This window comes from Streptantibioticus rubrisoli, assembly GCF_024436055.1.
GTDB classification, from domain to species: domain Bacteria; phylum Actinomycetota; class Actinomycetes; order Streptomycetales; family Streptomycetaceae; genus Streptantibioticus_A; species Streptantibioticus_A rubrisoli.
In genome coordinates, this window is the sequence record NZ_JANFNH010000010.1 from 69,548 (window position 1) to 86,669 (window position 17,122).

The 17,122-nt window shown below is 70.5% G+C and carries 16 protein-coding genes and 2 tRNA genes; 8 read left to right on the forward strand and 10 right to left on the reverse strand.

The annotated features are described in order from the left end of the window. Positions 1 to 3: 3 nt before the first annotated feature. From rsgA to NON19_RS12795, 3 genes are all read left to right on the forward strand, one after another. Positions 4 to 1,011, forward strand: a complete 1,008-nt coding sequence (gene rsgA / locus NON19_RS12785) for a ribosome small subunit-dependent GTPase A (RefSeq protein ID WP_255927458.1) — start codon at positions 4 to 6, stop codon at positions 1,009 to 1,011. A gap of 114 nt (positions 1,012 to 1,125) precedes the next feature. Continuing rightward, a complete protein-coding gene (locus tag NON19_RS12790; protein WP_255927460.1) occupies positions 1,126 to 1,449 on the forward strand; it encodes a DMT family transporter in 324 nt (107 codons plus the stop codon). Between the two features lie 50 nt (positions 1,450 to 1,499). Beyond that, positions 1,500 to 1,952 carry a GNAT family N-acetyltransferase gene (locus NON19_RS12795; RefSeq protein WP_255927462.1) on the forward strand — a complete coding sequence of 151 codons (453 nt, stop codon included), beginning with the start codon at positions 1,500 to 1,502 and terminating at the stop codon, positions 1,950 to 1,952. A 49-nt stretch (positions 1,953 to 2,001) separates the two neighbouring features. Here NON19_RS12795 and NON19_RS12800 read toward each other — a convergent pair whose 3' ends face one another. Further along, on the reverse strand, positions 2,002 to 2,568 hold the full coding sequence (locus tag NON19_RS12800) for a TetR/AcrR family transcriptional regulator (protein WP_255927464.1): 567 nt from the start codon (positions 2,566 to 2,568) through the stop codon (positions 2,002 to 2,004). A 186-nt stretch (positions 2,569 to 2,754) separates the two neighbouring features. Here NON19_RS12800 and hisN point away from each other — a divergent pair, with 186 nt between their 5' ends. Beyond that, on the forward strand, positions 2,755 to 3,564 hold the full coding sequence (hisN, locus tag NON19_RS12805) for a histidinol-phosphatase (RefSeq protein WP_255927466.1): 810 nt from the start codon (positions 2,755 to 2,757) through the stop codon (positions 3,562 to 3,564). Positions 3,565 to 3,684: 120 nt separating this feature from the next. Next, positions 3,685 to 4,095, forward strand: a complete 411-nt coding sequence (locus NON19_RS12810; RefSeq protein WP_255927468.1) for a CBS domain-containing protein — start codon at positions 3,685 to 3,687, stop codon at positions 4,093 to 4,095. A 56-nt stretch (positions 4,096 to 4,151) separates the two neighbouring features. Here the strand turns inward: NON19_RS12810 and NON19_RS12815 are convergent, their stop codons facing one another. Next, positions 4,152 to 5,612: a catalase gene (locus NON19_RS12815; protein ID WP_255927470.1), complete on the reverse strand. Its 1,461-nt coding sequence runs from the start codon at positions 5,610 to 5,612 to the stop codon at positions 4,152 to 4,154. A gap of 135 nt (positions 5,613 to 5,747) precedes the next feature. On the opposite strand from NON19_RS12815, the gene NON19_RS12820 reads away from it, so the two are divergent. Next, the gene (locus NON19_RS12820; protein WP_255927472.1) at positions 5,748 to 6,164 is read left to right on the forward strand and encodes a Fur family transcriptional regulator; all 417 of its coding nucleotides are present in this window, start codon (positions 5,748 to 5,750) and stop codon (positions 6,162 to 6,164) included. Between the two features lie 4 nt (positions 6,165 to 6,168). On the opposite strand, the gene NON19_RS12825 is transcribed toward NON19_RS12820, so the two are convergent. Continuing rightward, a complete protein-coding gene (locus tag NON19_RS12825; protein WP_255927474.1) occupies positions 6,169 to 7,656 on the reverse strand; it encodes a hypothetical protein in 1,488 nt (495 codons plus the stop codon). 344 nt (positions 7,657 to 8,000) lie between these two features. On the opposite strand from NON19_RS12825, the gene NON19_RS12830 reads away from it, so the two are divergent. Then, complete coding sequence (locus NON19_RS12830; protein ID WP_255927476.1) at positions 8,001 to 8,858, forward strand: trypsin-like serine peptidase; 858 nt, start codon at positions 8,001 to 8,003, stop codon at positions 8,856 to 8,858. A 98-nt stretch (positions 8,859 to 8,956) separates the two neighbouring features. On the opposite strand, the gene NON19_RS12835 is transcribed toward NON19_RS12830, so the two are convergent. The 4 genes from NON19_RS12835 to NON19_RS12850 form a co-directional block, all read right to left on the reverse strand. Further along, a tRNA-Met gene (locus NON19_RS12835) sits at positions 8,957 to 9,030 on the reverse strand. Between the two features lie 131 nt (positions 9,031 to 9,161). After that, on the reverse strand, positions 9,162 to 10,949 hold the full coding sequence (locus tag NON19_RS12840) for a tetratricopeptide repeat protein (protein ID WP_255927478.1): 1,788 nt from the start codon (positions 10,947 to 10,949) through the stop codon (positions 9,162 to 9,164). Positions 10,950 to 11,157: 208 nt separating this feature from the next. Next, positions 11,158 to 11,231 (reverse strand) — tRNA-Met (locus NON19_RS12845). Positions 11,232 to 11,274: 43 nt separating this feature from the next. Continuing rightward, complete coding sequence (locus tag NON19_RS12850) at positions 11,275 to 14,121, reverse strand: UPF0182 family membrane protein (RefSeq protein ID WP_255927480.1); 2,847 nt, start codon at positions 14,119 to 14,121, stop codon at positions 11,275 to 11,277. A gap of 167 nt (positions 14,122 to 14,288) precedes the next feature. Here NON19_RS12850 and NON19_RS12855 point away from each other — a divergent pair, with 167 nt between their 5' ends. Then, positions 14,289 to 14,852: a PPA1309 family protein gene (locus tag NON19_RS12855; protein ID WP_255927482.1), complete on the forward strand. Its 564-nt coding sequence runs from the start codon at positions 14,289 to 14,291 to the stop codon at positions 14,850 to 14,852. 90 nt (positions 14,853 to 14,942) lie between these two features. Here NON19_RS12855 and NON19_RS12860 read toward each other — a convergent pair whose 3' ends face one another. From NON19_RS12860 to NON19_RS12870, 3 genes are all read right to left on the reverse strand, one after another. Beyond that, positions 14,943 to 16,010, reverse strand: coding sequence for a YlbL family protein (locus NON19_RS12860; RefSeq protein WP_255927484.1), 1,068 nt, complete (start codon positions 16,008 to 16,010; stop codon positions 14,943 to 14,945). Between the two features lie 88 nt (positions 16,011 to 16,098). Then, positions 16,099 to 16,269: a hypothetical protein gene (locus tag NON19_RS12865; RefSeq protein WP_255927486.1), complete on the reverse strand. Its 171-nt coding sequence runs from the start codon at positions 16,267 to 16,269 to the stop codon at positions 16,099 to 16,101. Positions 16,270 to 16,552: 283 nt separating this feature from the next. Then, positions 16,553 to 17,017, reverse strand: coding sequence for a molybdenum cofactor biosynthesis protein MoaE (locus tag NON19_RS12870; protein ID WP_255927488.1), 465 nt, complete (start codon positions 17,015 to 17,017; stop codon positions 16,553 to 16,555). Between the last annotated feature and the right edge of the window lie 105 nt (positions 17,018 to 17,122).

Consider the following 17,122-nt stretch of genomic DNA (forward strand, 5'->3'; position numbering starts at 1 on the left):
GCCATGCGGCGCTACGGCAAGGACACCGACGAAGAGGACGTGCGGGTACGTCCCGGCAGGAAGGGCAGCCGCCCGCGCACCCGGATCCGCCCCAAGCACGAGGACGCGGCCGAGGGCTTCGTGCTCACCGTGGACCGGGGCCGGATCACCTGCCTGGTCGAGGACCGCCGGGTCACCGCGATGAAGGCCCGCGAACTGGGCCGCAAGGGCATCGCGGTGGGCGACCGGGTGGACATCGTCGGTGACCTGTCGGGCGACAAGGACACCCTGGCCCGGATTGTCCGGGTGCGGGAGCGCACCTCGGTGCTGCGCAGGACGGCGGACGACGACGACCCCTACGAGCGGGTGGTGGTGGCCAACGCCGACCAGTTGGCGATCGTCACCGCGCTCGCCGACCCCGAGCCGCGGCCCCGGCTGATCGACCGCTGCCTGGTGGCGGCCTACGACGCCGGTCTGGAACCGCTGTTGATCCTGACCAAGTCCGATCTCGCCCCGGCGGAACCGCTGTTGGAGACCTACGCGCCGCTGGGCATCCGCTATGTGGTCACCCGGCGCGACGAGTTGGAGGGCGCGGCGGCCGACGAGGTGCGCGAGCGGCTGGTCGGACAGATCACCGCCTGCGTCGGGCACAGCGGGGTCGGCAAGACCACGCTGGTCAACGCCCTGGTGCCGGAGTACGCGCGAGCCACCGGAGACGTCAACGCGGTGACCGGCCGGGGCCGCCACACCACCACCTCGGCGCTCGCGCTGCCGCTGCCCGGGGACATCGGCGGCTGGGTGATCGACACCCCGGGCGTGCGGTCCTTCGGGCTGCACCATGTCGACCCGTCCCGGGTGATCCACGCCTTCCCCGATCTGGAACCGGGCACCGCGGAGTGCCCGCGGGCGTGCAGCCATGACGAGCCGGACTGCGCCCTGGACGCCTGGGTGGCCGGCGGGCACGCGGAACCGGCCCGGCTCAACTCGCTGCGCCGGCTGCTGGCCACCCGGGAGCGCCGCGAGGGCGACTGAGCTGGTCCCAGGGCGCCGGATCGACCGAATCGACCGGCTTCGCCGCACCGTTTGTGTGATGATCGACTAGGACGGAGGTCCGGCGGCACGCGGTGCGGAACGGGAGGCGCGCTTATGGCATGGCTGCTCGTCGTGGTGGCCGGACTGCTGGAGACCGGCTTCGCCGTCTGCCTCAAGCTCTCCCACGGCTTCACGCGGCTGTGGCCCACCATCGCCTTCGCCAGCTTCGCACTGGGCAGTTTCGGCCTGTTGACGCTGTCGCTGAAGAAACTGGACGTGGGCGCGGCGTACGCGGTGTGGACCGGCATCGGCGGCGCGGGTACCGCGATCTACGGCATGGTCTTCCTCGGCGATGTGGTCAGCACCCTCAAACTGGTCTCCGTCGCCTTCGTGTTGGTGGGCGTGGTGGGCCTCCAACTGTCCGGTTCGGCGCACTGATCGCGCCCCGGGGCGTGCGCCAGCGCGCGGCGGATGATGGGATGCGCCCCATGGACGAGATCACCATTCGCCGTGCCACCGCCGACGACATTCCGGCGATCGTGGCCCTGCTCGCCGACGACGAACTCGGCGCCACCCGTGAGTCCCCGGACGACCTGCGCCCGTACCGGGCGGCGTTCGCCGAACTCGACGGTGACCCGCACCAGTTGCTGGTGGTGGCGGACCGGGCTGGAGAGGTGGTCGGCACCGCGCAGTTGACGTATCTGCCCGGACTGTCCCGCAAGGGCGCCACCCGTGCCCAGATCGAGGGGGTACGGGTCAGCGGCACCGAGCGCGGCAGCGGGCTCGGCTCCCGGCTCATCGAGTGGTGCGTGGCCCGGGCGAGGGAGCACCGCTGCGCGCTGGTGCAGCTCACTTCGGACGTCACCCGGCTCGACGCGCACCGCTTCTACGAGAAGTTGGGCTTCCAGGCCAGCCACATCGGCTTCAAGCTTCCGCTGTGAGGTCTCGCTCCCGTTCGGGGGCAAGCCCCCAAACCCCCTGAGCTCGCGGTCAGTTCGGACCGCTGGCCGCGCCCAGCCCCCGGACGAGCCGCGCCACCTGCGCACAGGCGTCCTCGTCCGAGGTCGCGGGCGCCACCACGTACGACACCGCGAGCCGCACCGCCGCCTCGTACACCCATCCGGCGCCCGTCGGCCCGCGCTGCGGGTCGAGTACCGCGGCCACCCGGTCCCGTAACGTGCGGACCAGCTCATCGGCCGGGAGCTGGACGGCGGTGGGCAGCCGGTCGGTGCGGCAGCCGGTGATGGCGGCGCGCACCAGCGGGCTGCGGCGCGCGGTGCGCAGCGTCCAGGCGGTGGCGGCGGCCAGGCAGTCGGCGGGGTCCGCGTCGTGCTGCCTGGCGGCGGCCAGCGCCTGGTCGACCCCGGCCAGGAACTCCTCGGTCTCGCGCCGGGCCAGCGCCCTGGCGAGCCCCTCCTTGGTGCCGAACTCGTTGTAGAGCGTCTGCCGGGAGACCCCGGCCGCGGCGGCCACGTCGACCATGCGGACCGAACTCCAGGCCCGTACGTCGAGCGCGGACAGCGCCGCGTTCAGTAAGGAGTCACGCGCTGTAGGCATCACGGCCTCCAAGCACCAGCGCCGGGGCCGGTGCGCGGCCGGGCGCGAGTTCATGGCACGAGCGGTGCGGTGCGGCAAGAATTGACTCGCCCAGGACGGGTGTCAAGACCGCCGTCATGGGGATGGACACGCCTCGGCCACCACACCACGTAGCCGGGGCCGGGCCCTGATCGCTACTGTTCGCACATGCCCGACTTCTACGACGACCTGCGCCTCGCCCACATTCTGGCGGACGCCGCCGACGCCGTGACCATCGAACGCTTCAAGGCGCTCGACCTGAAGGTCGAGACCAAGCCCGACATGACGCCGGTGAGCGAGGCCGACAAGGCCGCCGAGGAGCTGATCCGAAGCCAGTTGCAGCGGGCCCGGCCGCGCGACGCGGTGTTGGGCGAGGAGTACGGCACCGAGGGCGGCGGCGCCCGGCGCTGGATCATCGACCCGATCGACGGCACCAAGAACTATGTGCGCGGCGTGCCCGTGTGGGCGACCCTGATCGCCCTGTCGGTGCGCGGCGAGGGCGGGCCCGAGGGGGACGATGGGGTGGTAGGCGTGGTGTCGGCGCCCGCGCTGGGCCGCCGCTGGTGGGCGGTGAAGGGCGGCGGGGCGTACACCGGGCGCAGTCTGTCGGCGGCGACCCGACTGCGTGTCTCCGGGGTGGACCGGCTCTCCGACGCCTCGCTGTCGTACTCCTCGCTGAGCGGCTGGGAGGAGCGCGGGCGGCTGGACGGGCTGCTGGACCTGACCAGGGCCTGCTGGCGCACCCGGGCGTACGGCGACTTCTGGTCGTACATGATGGTGGCCGAGGGCTCGGTGGACATCTGCGCGGAGCCCGAGTTGAGCGTGTGGGACATGGCGGCGCCCTCGGTGATCGTCCGGGAGGCGGGCGGGCGGTTCACCGACCTGGGCGGGGTGCCGGGTCCCTACGGGCAGAACGCGGCGGCGTCCAACGGGTTGTTGCACGAGGAGTTGCTCCGCTACCTGAATCCCACGCGCTGAGCTGTGTGACCCCGCACGAGCCCCGGTAACCCCGCACGCCCCTTGTCCGTCGCTCCGGGGACATGTGAACATGAGAATCCACCAGCTTGTGAACTTGTGAATTCTCTCTGGGGGTCCCCCATGCTGGTCCGCGACGCCATGAGCTCCGTCATCCTCACCATCGGCCCCGCCCACACCCTGCGCCAGGCGGCCAGACTGATGTCCGCCCGCCGGGTCGGCTCGGCCGTGGTCCTCGATCCCGACACCTGCGGACTCGGCATCCTCACCGAGCGCGACATCCTCAACGCCATCGGCGACGGCATGAACCCCGACGAGGAGGCGGCGCACGCCCACACCACCACCGACGTGGTGTTCGCGGCCCCGGAGTGGACCCTGGAGGAGGCGGCGGCCGCGATGGTCCGCGGCGGCTTCCGCCACCTGATCGTCCTGGACGACCAGGCACCCGTGGGGGTGGTGTCGGTTCGGGACATCATCGGCTGCTGGACCCGCGGCCGGGTCCAAGTGACCGCGGAGCAGGCGGCGATCGTCTGAGCCGAAGAGGCCGCAGCCTTGCGGCTGCGGCCTCTTCACCACGGCAAGCGCCCGGATCAGCCACGTAGGGCCTGGACCGCGGCTTCCAGCCGCTTGCCGTAGTCAGCGTCCGCCTGGCGGAAGTTGCCGATCGCCCGCTCGACGATGTCATCGCGGGAGACCTTGGCGATGAAGCCCGCGAGGTTGTCGATCAGGCGGGCCTTCTCGTCCTCGGACATCAGGCGGTAGAGGTTGCCCGCCTGGACGAAGTCGTCGTCCTCGGCGTGCGCGGCGGCCGCGTGGCCGCCCGTCAGGCCGGTGACCGGGATCGGCTGCCACAGCGGGCGTCCGGTCTGGGTCGGGCCGCCGAAGCTGTTCGGCTCGTAGTTCTTCGCCCGGCCGTGCCGGCCGTCGTACAGGAAGCCGTCGCGGCTGTTGGTGCGCGCCTCGGTGGCGTGCGGCCGGTTCACCGGCAGGTGGTCGGCGTTGATGCCGACCCGGTAGCGGTGCGCGTCGCCGTAGGCGAACAGGCGGCCCTGGAGCATCTTGTCCGGGGACGGGCCTATGCCGGGCACGAAGTGTGCCGGGGAGAAGATCGACTGCTCGACCTCGGCGAAGATGTTCTCGGGGTTCCGGTTCAGCTCCAGGGTGCCGATGGTGATCGGCGGGTAGTCCTCGTGCGGCCAGACCTTGGTCAGGTCGAACGGGTTGAAGCGGTAGGTGGCCGCCTCGGCCGCGGGCATGATCTGCACCTGCACGGTCCAACTCGGGAACTCGCCGCGCTCGATGGCGGTGCGCAGGTCGCGCTGGTGGCTGTCGGGGTCCTCACCGGCCAGCTTGGCGGCCTGTTCGGCGGTCAGGTTCCTGATGCCCTGGTCGGTCTTGAAGTGGTACTTGACCCAGAAGACCTCGCCCGCCTCGTTGTTCCACTGGAACGTGTGCGAGCCGTACCCGTGCATGTGCCGGTACGAGGCCGGGATACCTCGGTCGCCGAACAGCCAGGTCACCTGGTGCGTCGACTCCGGGCTCAGGCTCCAGAAGTCCCATACGTTGTCCGCCTCCTGGGAGCCGGTGTACGGGTCGCGCTTCTGGGTGTGGATGAAGTCCGGGAACTTGATGGCGTCCTTGATGAAGAAGACCGGCGTGTTGTTGCCGACCAGGTCGTAGTTGCCGTCCTCGGTGTAGAACTTCACCGCGAAGCCGCGCGGGTCACGCACCGCGTCGGCCGAGCCCAGGTTGCCCGCGACGGTCGAAAAACGCAGGAAGACCTCGGTCCGCTTGCCGATCTCGGACAGGAACTTCGCGCGGGTGTACTGGGTGACATCCGCGGTCACCGTGAAGGTGCCGTACGCACCGGCGCCACGCGCGTGCACGATCCGCTCCGGAATGCGTTCCCGGTTGAAGTGGGCGAGCTTCTCCAGCAGCACCTGGTCCTGCACCAGCACCGGACCACCGACGCCCGCCTGCTCGCTGTTCTGGTTGTCCGCCACCGGGGCGCCGGACTCGGTGGTCAGCGGGCCCGTCTCCTGAACCGTCACTTCGTCTCCCTGGACTCGTCCTGTCCCCTCGGCTGTCGCCAGAAGCGATCCTACACTAGACAGAGTCTAAGTCAAGATAAGGATCAAGCTCATACCGATTCAGATTCCGGATCCCGCGCTGTTAAACTGGTGGGTATGAGTGACCTGCTGCAACGACTTCGCGGACGTGGCTGGCGGCTGACCGCGCAGCGCCGGGTCGTCGCCGAGGTGCTCGACGGAGATCACGTGCACCTCACCGCCGACGAGGTGCACGCGCGCGCCGCCGCCCGGTTGCCCGAGATCTCCCGTGCGACCGTCTACAACACCCTCGGCGAACTGGTCTCGATCGGCGAGGTCATAGAGGTGTCGACCGACGGCCGCGCCAAGCGCTACGACCCCAACGCCCACCGCCCGCACCAGCACCTGGTGTGCTCCCGGTGCGGCACCATCCGCGATGTGCACCCCAGCGGTGACCCGCTCGCCCACCTGCCCTCCTCCGAGCGGTTCGGCTTCACCGTCTCCGAGGTCGAGGTGACCTATCGGGGCCTGTGCCCCAACTGCGCCACGGCATAAGGGATCACGGCAGACGGCTCACCCGCGCCGCCGACCGCAGCACCCACTCGACGCCAGCCCGATCCGGCTCCGGCAGCGACGCCTGCCGCAACAGCCCGCCGATCAGCCGCAGTTGGGCCGGATCGGCGGCCCCACCCGGCCACCGGGCGTGCGTCCAGCGCCGCGACTCCGCCCGGGCCCGCTCGGCCACCGGCGGACGCGGATCGGCGGCGGCGCGCAACACGAACTCCAGCCGGTCCCAGTGCGCCAGGGTCCGTGCCGCCCGCAGCGCCGCCTTCCACACCGGTGTCTCGGGCCGCGCCAGCCCCGCCGCCAGCGCCTGCGGCGTCGCGCACTCGGCCGCGGCCAGCACGTCCAACGTCTCCCGGGCCACGCTCGGCGAGACGTCGCCCACCAGCGGGGCCAGTACCGCGACCCGCTCCGGCGGCTGCGCCAGCCGCCCCAGCGCCCGTACCGCGGCCCGACGCGCCACCGGCGCCCAGGTGGTGTCGGCCGCCAGCACCTGGAGCATCGGCAGGTCGGAGGAGTCGCCGCACTCCCCGAGACCGGCCGCGAGCCCCGCGACCAGTCGCGGCTGGGTGGCCCGGCCGCAGCGCCGCAGTTGCCTGCGGTACACGTCGACCGGCGGCTCCCCGCGCTTGTACAGCTTCCACCGGGCCTGGGCGCGCACCATCCGGGACCGGTCGGCCAGCGGCCCGACCAGCCGCGCGGAGGGCACGTCGTCCGGCAACGCGGCGACCGCCAACTCCCGTACCGCCGCCGACCGGGCCCACATCAGCCGTCCCGCCTGATCAGGGTCCAGCTCCAGCAGCCGCGCCGCGCACAGCGTCCGGCACACCTGGTCCCGGTCGTGCAGCGCGGTACGGGCCAGGTCGCCGCGGACGTACTCGCCCAGTTCCAGGGCGAGTTCCACACCGAAGCGGCGGGCGTGCGGATCGGACTCCGCGGCCAGCCTGCGCACGGTGCGGCGCCGCTCGGGCACGGACAGCGCGGCCCGGTAGCTCTCCAGCACGCCCGCGGCGCGGCGGCGCCGGTCCAGCCGGGCGAGCAGCCGGACCGCCGCGGCGGCCTCGTCGGGGGCGACGTGCCCCAGCAGCGCGGTCACCGCGCGCTCGCGCACCGCGGGCACCCAGTCGTCGGTGCGCAGTGCCAGCGCGCTGGCCACGTACCGGCCGCTGCGCCGGGCCAGCCGCTCGACGGCGGCCTGCCGGATCCGGCCGTCCCGGTCGAACGAGGCGAGCACCAGGTGCAGCGGGTCCGAGTCATCGGTCGGGTGCGCGCCGGTGACACCGTGCGGAGAGCGGGCGTACCGGTCCAGGTCCAGCCAGATCCGCGGCGCGGCGCGGACCAGTTCGTCCAGCGCGGCCTTGCGGTCCTCGACGGAACCGTGCTCGTCAACGGTGCGCAACTCGGTGAAGAGTGACCGCACGGCGGCATGGCTGCCGGTCGAGGCGGCCAGGCACAACCGCCGCCAGCGGCCGACGTCCTCCACCTCGGGCCGCGGACGCCGGCGGCGCAATACGGATCGCGCCTGCCCTCTGCGCAGCAATGCCGCCTCCGCCGCCTCTTCGCGCTGTCCAGAAGACCAGCATCACTCAGCGAGAGCGCCGCTCCAAGAGAGTTTGCTGGGCTTTGCACAGGCCATACCGCCTCTCTACCGAAGCCTGATGCACCCCACAGCCGCCCAGCAAAACCTGACGGCCCGTCAATTACGTACGCCCCGCGCAAGAGTTGCGTCCGTTTCTTGATTGTTATGAGCCCGTTCTCAGATTCTGCCCTTATCCTGGCTCATGCCGCCTCCATCAGCGGTCGGACGAAGTGACGGGAGGTAGATGGGTGCGCCGTCGCAGTCGAACGAGGGTCGCGGCACTGACAGCCGTCGGCGTCCTCGCCGCCGCCGGTCTCATCCAGTACGCGCCGGACGTGGTGGCCCTGGCCCAGGCCAAGCACCACTCCGAGCAGAACCCGCCCGACGACTGGTCGAAGCAGGGCACCTACCTCAGCGCGGCCCAGGCCAACCCCTCCGTGGTCGAGGTGCTGGGCAGTGACGGCTCCCCCTACTGCAGCGGCGCGGTGGTGCACAGCCCGGGCGCGGACATCGTGGTCACCGCGGCGCACTGTGTGTACGGCGACGGCTCCTACGCCTCCTCGCTCACCGTCGCCCCCGGCCGGACCGGCGGCAAGGCCCCGCACGGCACCTGGCAGGTGGACAAGATCTGGATCGACCCGCGCTACACCAAGGACAACGACGAGCGGTACGACTACGCCTTCATGCGGGTCTCCCGCTCCGGCGGCCCGGAGATCGAGGACGCGGTCGGCGGCAACACCCTGAAGGTCAACCAGCCGTACCACCTGCGCGGGATCACCGCCATCGGCTACCCGGACAGCAACAACCCGGGTGACGCCCAGATCAGCTGCGACCTGGAGACCTTCCAGTCCGGTGCCCACGACCAGTACCGCGAGATGCGCTGCGGCGGCTACTCGGCGGGGGTGTCCGGCGGCCCCTGGCTGGAGCTGAAGCCCGGCGCCAAGACCGGCGCGCTGGTCGGCATCATCGGCGGCTGGAACGGCGGCGGCCCGACGGACGACGACCCGCACGTCGACGCCATCTCGTACAGCCCGTACTTCACCGGTGACACGCAGGCACTGTTCAACCAGGCCGTCAACGACGACGGCGGGCAAACCGAGGACTGACAAGCCTGAACCAGAACTGATCGGGAGCTGGCCGAGAACGGTAAACGGTAAGAAAACGTAAGAGGCCAGAACCTGTCGGTTCTGGCCTCTTACTTCAGTAGCGGGGACAGGATTTGAACCTGCGACCTCTGGGTTATGAGCCCAGCGAGCTACCGAGCTGCTCCACCCCGCGTCGTTGTGTGACCACTGTAAACGACAGTCGTCGGGCAGGGCAAATCAATGATCAACCGGTCCCCCGCCAGGGCCCTGACAGCCCTGCCGGGGACCATCCGCGACCCAGCGAGCCGCTTGTGCGACGCGGTCCTACGCGGTGAGTTCCTGCCGCAGCGCATCCGCCAGCCGCGCGGCGCGCTCGGCCACCTCAGGCGGTCCGCACTCGACCGCCTGGTCGCACCACTTCCTGGCCTCGTCCAGCTCGCCACGCCGGGCGGCCAGCAGCGCCAGCCGCAGCGCGGCGCGGCCGTGACCGCCCTGGGCCGCTATCGTCCACCACAGCGCCGCCTCCGCCTCGCTGCCCTCGCGGGCCAGCAGCAGCCCGAGGTTGAAGGCTCCGTTCCGGCTGCCCGCCTCGGCGGCCAGCCGGTACCAGCGCGCGGCGCTGGCCGAGTCGCCGCGCCGGGCCGCGCACATGCCGAGCCGCACCTGGGCCCGCCGGTGGCCGAGCCGGGCGGCCCGCTCGTACCACTCCTCGCTCTCCTCGTCGCCCTCCGCCGAGCCCTGTTCCAGCACCGCGCCGAGCCGGAACGCGGCCTCCGCGCTGCCGCCGCCCGCCGCGCACCGCAGGTGCTTCTCGGCGCCGGGCAGGTCGCCCTCGCGCTGGAGCGCCATGGCCACCTGGAGCGCCGCCTCGGTGTGCCCGGCCGCCGCCGCCCGCTCGTACCAGCGGTGGGCGGCCGCGTGGTCGTCGCGTCCGGCGCAGATGATGCCCAGGTTGAACGCGGCGTCCACACTGCCCGCCTCGGCGGCCTTGGAGAACCACGGCTCGGCACCCGCCGCGTCACCGCGCTGCAACAGCAGCACGGCGAGGGCGTTGGCGGCCTCCGGGTGGCCCGCGTAGGCCGCCCTGCGGTACCACTGCTCGGCCTGCGGCTCCCGGCCCCGCGCGGCGCACAGCAGGCCGAGGTTGTACGCGCCGTTGTCGTCGCCCGCCTCCAGCGCGGCCCGGTACCAGCGCTCCGCGGTCTGCGTCTCGCCCTCCTGGGCGTGCAGCGCGCCCAGTGCGTTGGCGGCCTGGCCGTCGCCCTCCTGGGCGGCCCGCCGCCACCACTCGGCGGCGCCCTCGACATCGCCGGCGTCGCGCAGCAGGAAGCCCAGCGCGCAGGCCGCGCGGGGATCGCCGTCCTTGGCCGCGGTCAGGTACCAGCGGGTGGCCTCCTGGGTCTCACCGCGCTGCTCCAGCAGCGTGCCCAGCCGCAGCGCCGCCCGGGTGTGGCCGCGGGCCGCCGCCTGCCGGTACCACTGCTCGGCCTCCGCCTCCTCGCCGCGCTCGGCGCAGATCCTGGCCAACCGGTACGTCGCCTCGCGGTGCCCGTGCTCGGCGGCGGCCCGGTACCAGCGCTCGGCGCCCACGTCGCTGCGGTGCTCCAGCAGATCGGCCAGCGCGTACGCGCCGAGTGCGTGCCCGGTCTCGGCGGCCTGCCGCAGCCAGTACTCGGCGGCCGGTTCGTCGCCGCGCTCGCGGTAGTGGCGGCCCAGCGAGTGCGCCGCGGCCGCGCTGCCCGCGACGGCGGCGATCCGCCACCATCCGGCGGCCTCGTCCGGGTAGCCGCGCTGGTGCAGCAGCACCCCGAGGTTGTTGGCGGCGGCCCGGTCCCCGGCCGAGGTGGCCGCGCGCAGATACGGCTCGGCGCCGTCCAGGTCGCCCCTGCGCAGCAGCAGGGTGCCGATCACGCCCTGTGCGGCGGTGTCGCCGAGGTCGGCGGCGCGGCGGTAGCGGGCCTGCAGTTCGGCTTCCTCACGAGCCGTCAGTACGTCGTCGTCGAGCACCGTGGCGGCCTCAACCGGCCGCTCTGGCGCGGAGGTTGCGTCGTCCGCCTCCCGCGGAAGCGGACGCGCCTCCAGCACGCTTACACCATCCCCCATGGGATCCATCGTCGCACCACCCGAAACCGGCGTACACCTGGTATACCGCATCCCCGAGGTCACTTCAGCGTTTTGTCGACTTCACGACATCCCGACTTCCCGAAGCGCAATGTACCCAAACCACCGGTTCCGTGGACCCCTCAGACAAGTGAGAAGGCCCGGAGTCGTTGACTCCGGGCCTTCTCCCCGCGGCATCAGCCGCTGATGTTTCTTTCAGTAGCGGGGACAGGATTTGAACCTGCGACCTCTGGGTTATGAGCCCAGCGAGCTACCGAGCTGCTCCACCCCGCGTCGTTGTGTAACAACCGTACCACGACGCGCGGAGATCACCCGATCAGGGCTTCTTCGACGGTGCGCTTTCCGCCTTCTCGGCCCGCTGCAGGGCACTCTGCAGATCCTGCTGCGCCTTTCCGTAGGCCGCCCAGTCGTTGTTCTTCAGCGCCTGCTGGCCTTGGTCGTACGCGTTCTGCGCGTCCTGCAACGCCTGCTTCACCGTCTGGTTCACGGGCTGCGGGGGGTTGTCACCGCTGGGCGGCGGGGACTGCGCGGGGCCGGAACCGGGGGTGCTGAACACCTCGTCAAGCGCCGCACCCAGGGTGTCCTGGAACGCGGGCCTGCCGCCGTTCCAGCTCACCAACACCTTCTTCATCAGCGGATAGTTGGTGCCCGCGCCGCGCACATAGACCGGCTCGACGTTCAGCAGCCCGCCGTCGAGCGGAACCGTCAACAGGTTGCCGTACTCGACCTCTGAGTAGTCGCCGCTGCGCTGCCAGAGGTTGACCTGATTGGCCACTCTGGTATCGGAGAGGAACTTGCTCTGCACCTGCTTCGGCCCCGACACATTGCTGCTGGAGGGAAGTTGGAGCAGCCGGATGGTGCCGTAGCCCGGACTGTTGGCGTCCGCGTCGACCGACATGAAGGCGGCCAGGTTGTCCCGCCGGTTGGGCGTCAACGTGGTCGTCAACGAGAACGCCTGTGAGCTCTGCCCCGGCAACTTCACACTCAGGTAGTACGGCGGAACCGCACCACTGTCCCGCTTCGCCGGGTCGTTGGGCACCTGCCACACCTCGCTGCCGCTGTAGAACGTCGCCGGATCGGTGACGTGGTAACGGGTGAGCAGTTCACGCTGCACCTTGAACAGGTCCTGCGGATACCGCAGATGGGACATCAGCTGCGGGGAGATCGCGCTGCGCGGCTCCACTGTGCCGGGGTACGCCTTCATCCACGTCTTCAGCACCGGGTCCTGGGTGTCCCACTGGTACAGCTTCACCGTGCCGTCGAACGCGTCGACGGTCGCCTTCACCGAGTTGCGGATGTAGTTGACCTCGTTCTGCTGGGCGAGCACCGAACGGTTGCCGCCGGTCAGCGAGTCGGAGGTGGTGTCGCCCAGGGTGGTGCGGGACGAGTACGGATAGCCGTTGGTGGTGGTGTACGCGTCCACGATCCACTGGATGCGGCCGTTGACCACCGCCGGATACGGTTCGCCGTCGATCGTCAGCCAGGGCGCGACGGCCTCGACGCGCTCCTTGGGCGTGCGGTTGTAGAGGATCTTCGACCCCTTGCCGATCGCGCCCGAATACAGTAGCTGCGGCTCACCCAACTGCACCGCGTACGCGGCCCTGGTGATCGGGTTGTTCAGGCTGACCCCGCTGTGGCCGGTGTAGGTGTAGCTCTTCTCGCTGTTGCCGTCGGAGTAGTCGATCTCCTTGGTGGGGCCGCCGACGATCGAGTACTGCTTGGTCTGCTGGCCGTAGTAGATCCGCGGCTCATAGGCGCCCAACTCGCCCTGTGGCGGCAGCTCCTGTTCGGTGAAGTCCGGGGCGCCGCTGCCGGGGGCGACGGAGGTGCCCTTGGCCGCGACCATCCCGTAGCCGTGGGTGTACTTGAAGTGGTCGTTGATCCAGTTGCTCTCCGGGATGCCCTTGAGGTTCAGCTCCCGCAGACCGACGACGCTGTCCTGCTCCTTGCCGTCGATCTGGTAGCGGTCCACGGCCAGCGACGAGCCCATCGTGTAGAACCCGCGCAGCCCCTGGATCTGCTGGAACGACGGCGAGACCACGTTGGGGTCCAGCAGCCGCACGCTCGCGGCCGTGTCGGCGTCCGCCCGCAGCGTGGTGTTCGGCGTCGAACTCGTTCCGGGATAGCCGGTGACCTTGCTGCTGTCGATGCCGTACGCGGCGCGGGTCGCGTTGATGTTCTTCTGGATGTAGGGGGCTTCCTTGGCGGCCTCGTTGGGCTGCACCTGGAACTTCTGCACGATCGCCGGGTACAGCCCGCCGATCAGGATCGCGGAGAGCACCATCAGCCCGAGGCCGAGCATCGGCAGACTCCAGGTGCGCCGCCACAGCGTCGCGAAGAACAGCAGCGCGCAGATGATCGCGATGCAGAACAAGATGGTCTTGGCGGGCAGATACGCGTTGGCGTCCACGTACCGCAGCCCGGTCCAGCCACTGGTCGGGTGGAAGGCGCTGGACTTCACCGCCAGTCCGTACCGGTCCAGCCAGTACGCCACCGCCTTGAGCGCGACGAACAGGCCGAGCAGCACGGACAGATGACCGGTCGCGGCGGCCGTCGCCCGCGCCCCCGGGCTGCTCAGCCGCAACCCCCCGTACAGGTAGTGCACCAGGGCGGCCGCCACCAGGCAGAGCACGACCGCGGCGAAACCGAAGCTCAACAGGAAGCGGTACCAGGGCAGGTCGAAGGCGTAGAACGCGACGTCCAGCTTGAACCGCGGGTCCTTGGTGCCGAACGGGACCGCGTTGACGTACTGCAGCCAGGTGCGCCACTGGCCGGAAGCGGACGCTCCGCCGATCAACCCGACCAGCAGGCAGACCGCGAGCAACAGCCATTTGCGGAACGGCGCGATGGCCAGCCGGTAACGGTCCAGGCTCTGCTGCTCCAGCGACATGGCACCCAACTGCGGCCGGAGCCGGTGCGCCAGGTAGACGTTCGCCCCCACCGCCAACGCCATCAGCAGCCCGAAGACGGCGAACAGTGCTATCCGGGTGGACAGCGTGGTGGTGAAGACCGACGAGTAGTGGACCGACCGGTACCACAGCCAGTCCGTCCAGAAGCCGGAGAACATCACGAACGCCATGGCCAGCGCGGCCAGCGCGGCGAGCGTCATCAGCACGGTCCGGGTGCGCCGGGACGGCCGGCCCACGGTGATCCGGGGCCCCATGGGACCGCCGCCTCGCTCCGGCATCTGGAAAGCCAAGGTGCGCACCTCGAGATTTACGTCGTTACGTCGCGTCCGTACGGCGTCCGGGGGCGGACACCCATCCATGCAACTTACTCACGCTTTACGCAGTTCCCGTTCTGGGGCCTGGAACGGGCAGGATGTTGAGCATGTCCAACACTCCCACCGGCGGCGCACCCCTCGCCGCGACCCCGCTGACCCGTGCCGTGCTCGAGATCGACGAGTACGCGTCCGGGCTCGGCTGGGACCAGCCCGCCCGTCTCTTCGCCCTTGTCGACACCGAACGCCTCCGCACCGAGGAGCCGATGCTGTTCGCCCAGCTCGGCCTGGAAGAGGAAGGCGACCAGACCGCCGGGGCACTCACTCCCGTCGAGCAGGACGAGGTGCCCTCGGACACCCCGCTTGACGAGTTCCTCGCCACCATCGCCTGGCCCGAGGCGGTCGCCGGATGCGCGCTGACCGTGGAGCGGCTGATGCTCCCGCCGACCGCCGAGGCGTCCATCCCCCAGGGGCTTGGCGATGACGGCCTGGCGGCCTGGGTCGCCGAGCACCCGGAGCGCCAGGAGGTGCGGATGACGGTGGCCGTGCTGCGCGACGGGGAGCGCGAGTCGGCGATCCGGCTGCGCGAGAAGGACTCGCCGACCGAGGTGCTGACCGGCAAGGACCTCGTACCGGGGCTGGCCGAGGCGCTCACGGCGACATTCGACGAGTAGCCGCCCCGCCCCGCGCGTGCGGCGCCGCATCGGGGCGGCGCCGCATCGGGGCGGGGGCGCGGCTTCGGGCGCCGCTTGTTGGGGGCGCCGTCAGTGGGCGGTGCAGCTGGGCAGGTCGGCCGTCTTGCCGGTCCGTATGTCGGCGAGGGCGTTCAGCGCGTCGTTCAGCGAGTTGACCTTCACCAGGCGCAGCCCCTTGGGGGTGTTCTTGGCCGCGGCCGCGCAGTTGTCCTTGGGGGTCAGGAAGTACTGCGCGCCCGCGTCCCGGGCGCCGATGATCTTCATCGCGATGCCGCCGATGGGGCCGACCTGGCCGTTGTCGTCGATCGTGCCGGTACCGGCGACGAACTTACCGCCGGTGAGGTTGTCGGGCGTGAGCTTGTCGATGATGCCCAGCGAGAACATCAGGCCCGCGCTCGGACCGCCAACGTCCGCCAGCTTGATGTCGATCGGGAACGGGAAGGTGTGGCCCAGCATCGCCTGGATCCCCACGATCGCCCGGCCACCGTCCGCCTTGGCGGTCCTGATGGTGACCTGACGGGTGGGCGCGCCCGCCTTGTCCGCCTCGCCGGACGGGACCACGATGAACACCACGTCCTGGCCGGGCTTGTGCTTGGTGACCAGCTTGGCGACATCGCCGGGCTGGGAGACCCCGGTGCCGTCCACCGACTTGATCACGTCGCCCGCGTGCAGCTTGCCCTCGGCCGGGCTGCCCTTGACCACGGAGCCCACGATCACCCGCGAGCCGACCGGGATGTGCAGCTCGCTGAGCGCCGCGACCTTGGCGCTGTCCTGGGACTGGCTGAACTCCTCGGCGTTCTGCTGGTCCGCCTGCTGCGCGGTCTGGCCCTTCGGGTACAGAGTGTCGTGCGGTACAACGATGTGGTCGTCGGACAGCCAGTCGGAGACCGCCTCGACCAGGTTCATCGTGTAGTCCGCGCCCGTGACCCGAACCGTGGTCATGTTCAGGTGCCCCGTCACCGGATAGGTGCGGTGGTCCGAGATCTGGAGCACCTGCTCACCCTCGTTCTCACTGAGGGTGTTCACCGTCGGCCCCGGCCACATCGCGGAGTAGGGCACAGGGATCAGCACCCCGACGCAGAGCAGCGCTATGAGCAGCAGCGTCGAAGTGAGCATGGTCGCGGTGCGGCGTGGCATGCCATGACAGTACGGGACGGGTATGACAAGCGGCTTGCCGGGCCGGTCCGTCCGGGTATCCGGCCTGGTCGACCCACGTCAGGCCGTGTCAGGCGTCCGAGCCCGTGTGCGTCTTGGCCATGGCCTCGCGGAACCGTTCGTATCCGGCGAGTGAGTGCACGTCACCGGCCGTGCGGCGAGTACGCCCCGCCCAACCCGCCCACACAGTGGCGGCAACCGCGCCGATGACCGGAATCAGCAACCAAGCCAGAGCCGCCATACCGGCCTCCCGACCACACGCACATACCAACGCAGGACCTATGAGCAGATTAATCGCTCGCTGATCCAACGCTCAGCCCGGGTACGGAGTTACGCAAGTTGACGCGCCCAGCGATGAGGCGGAATGCGCACGATATGCGGTCTTTTGTGGATGCGACGCATCCACAAGGAGACATATCTACAAAGGCACACCGCGCGCCTCCTAAACGAGGGCGTCCGGCCACCTCTCAACGAAGGCGCTGCGCGCCCACCCGTCGCCCGACCACCACCCCTCAACGAAGGCGCTACGCGCCCACCCATTCCTCTGTGCCGTCGGCGAAGCTCTGGTGTTTCCAGATCGGGACCTCGCGCTTGAGGTCGTCGATCAGGCGGCGGCACGCCGCGAACGCCTCCCCCCGGTGCGGGCAGGAGACCGCCACCACTACCGCGATGTCGCCGACCCGCAGGTCACCGACGCGGTGCACCGCGGCCATCGCCCGTACCGGGAAGTCCGCGGCGACCTTCTCCGCGACACGGCGCAGCTCGGCCTCGGCGCTGGGGTGCGCGGAGTACGCCAGACGGGTGACCTCCGCCGAGCCGCCGTCATGGTCGCGGACGGTGCCGACGAACAGGGCGGTACCCCCGGCGGCATCGTCACCGACGACGCCGAAGACCTCGTCCACGGACAGCGGGGTGTCGCGGACCGCGAGCAGCCGGATGGGGTCCGAAAGGCCCTGTCCCTTGTCGTGCGTGGGTGCCATGTGGGCCATGGTGCCGCACGGGCGGCCATTGCGGAAAGGCGGTTCCTGTATGAATCTCCAAGTCACCGTCTGTCCGATCTGACAAAGGGATTCGGCCACCACGACGCTGGACAT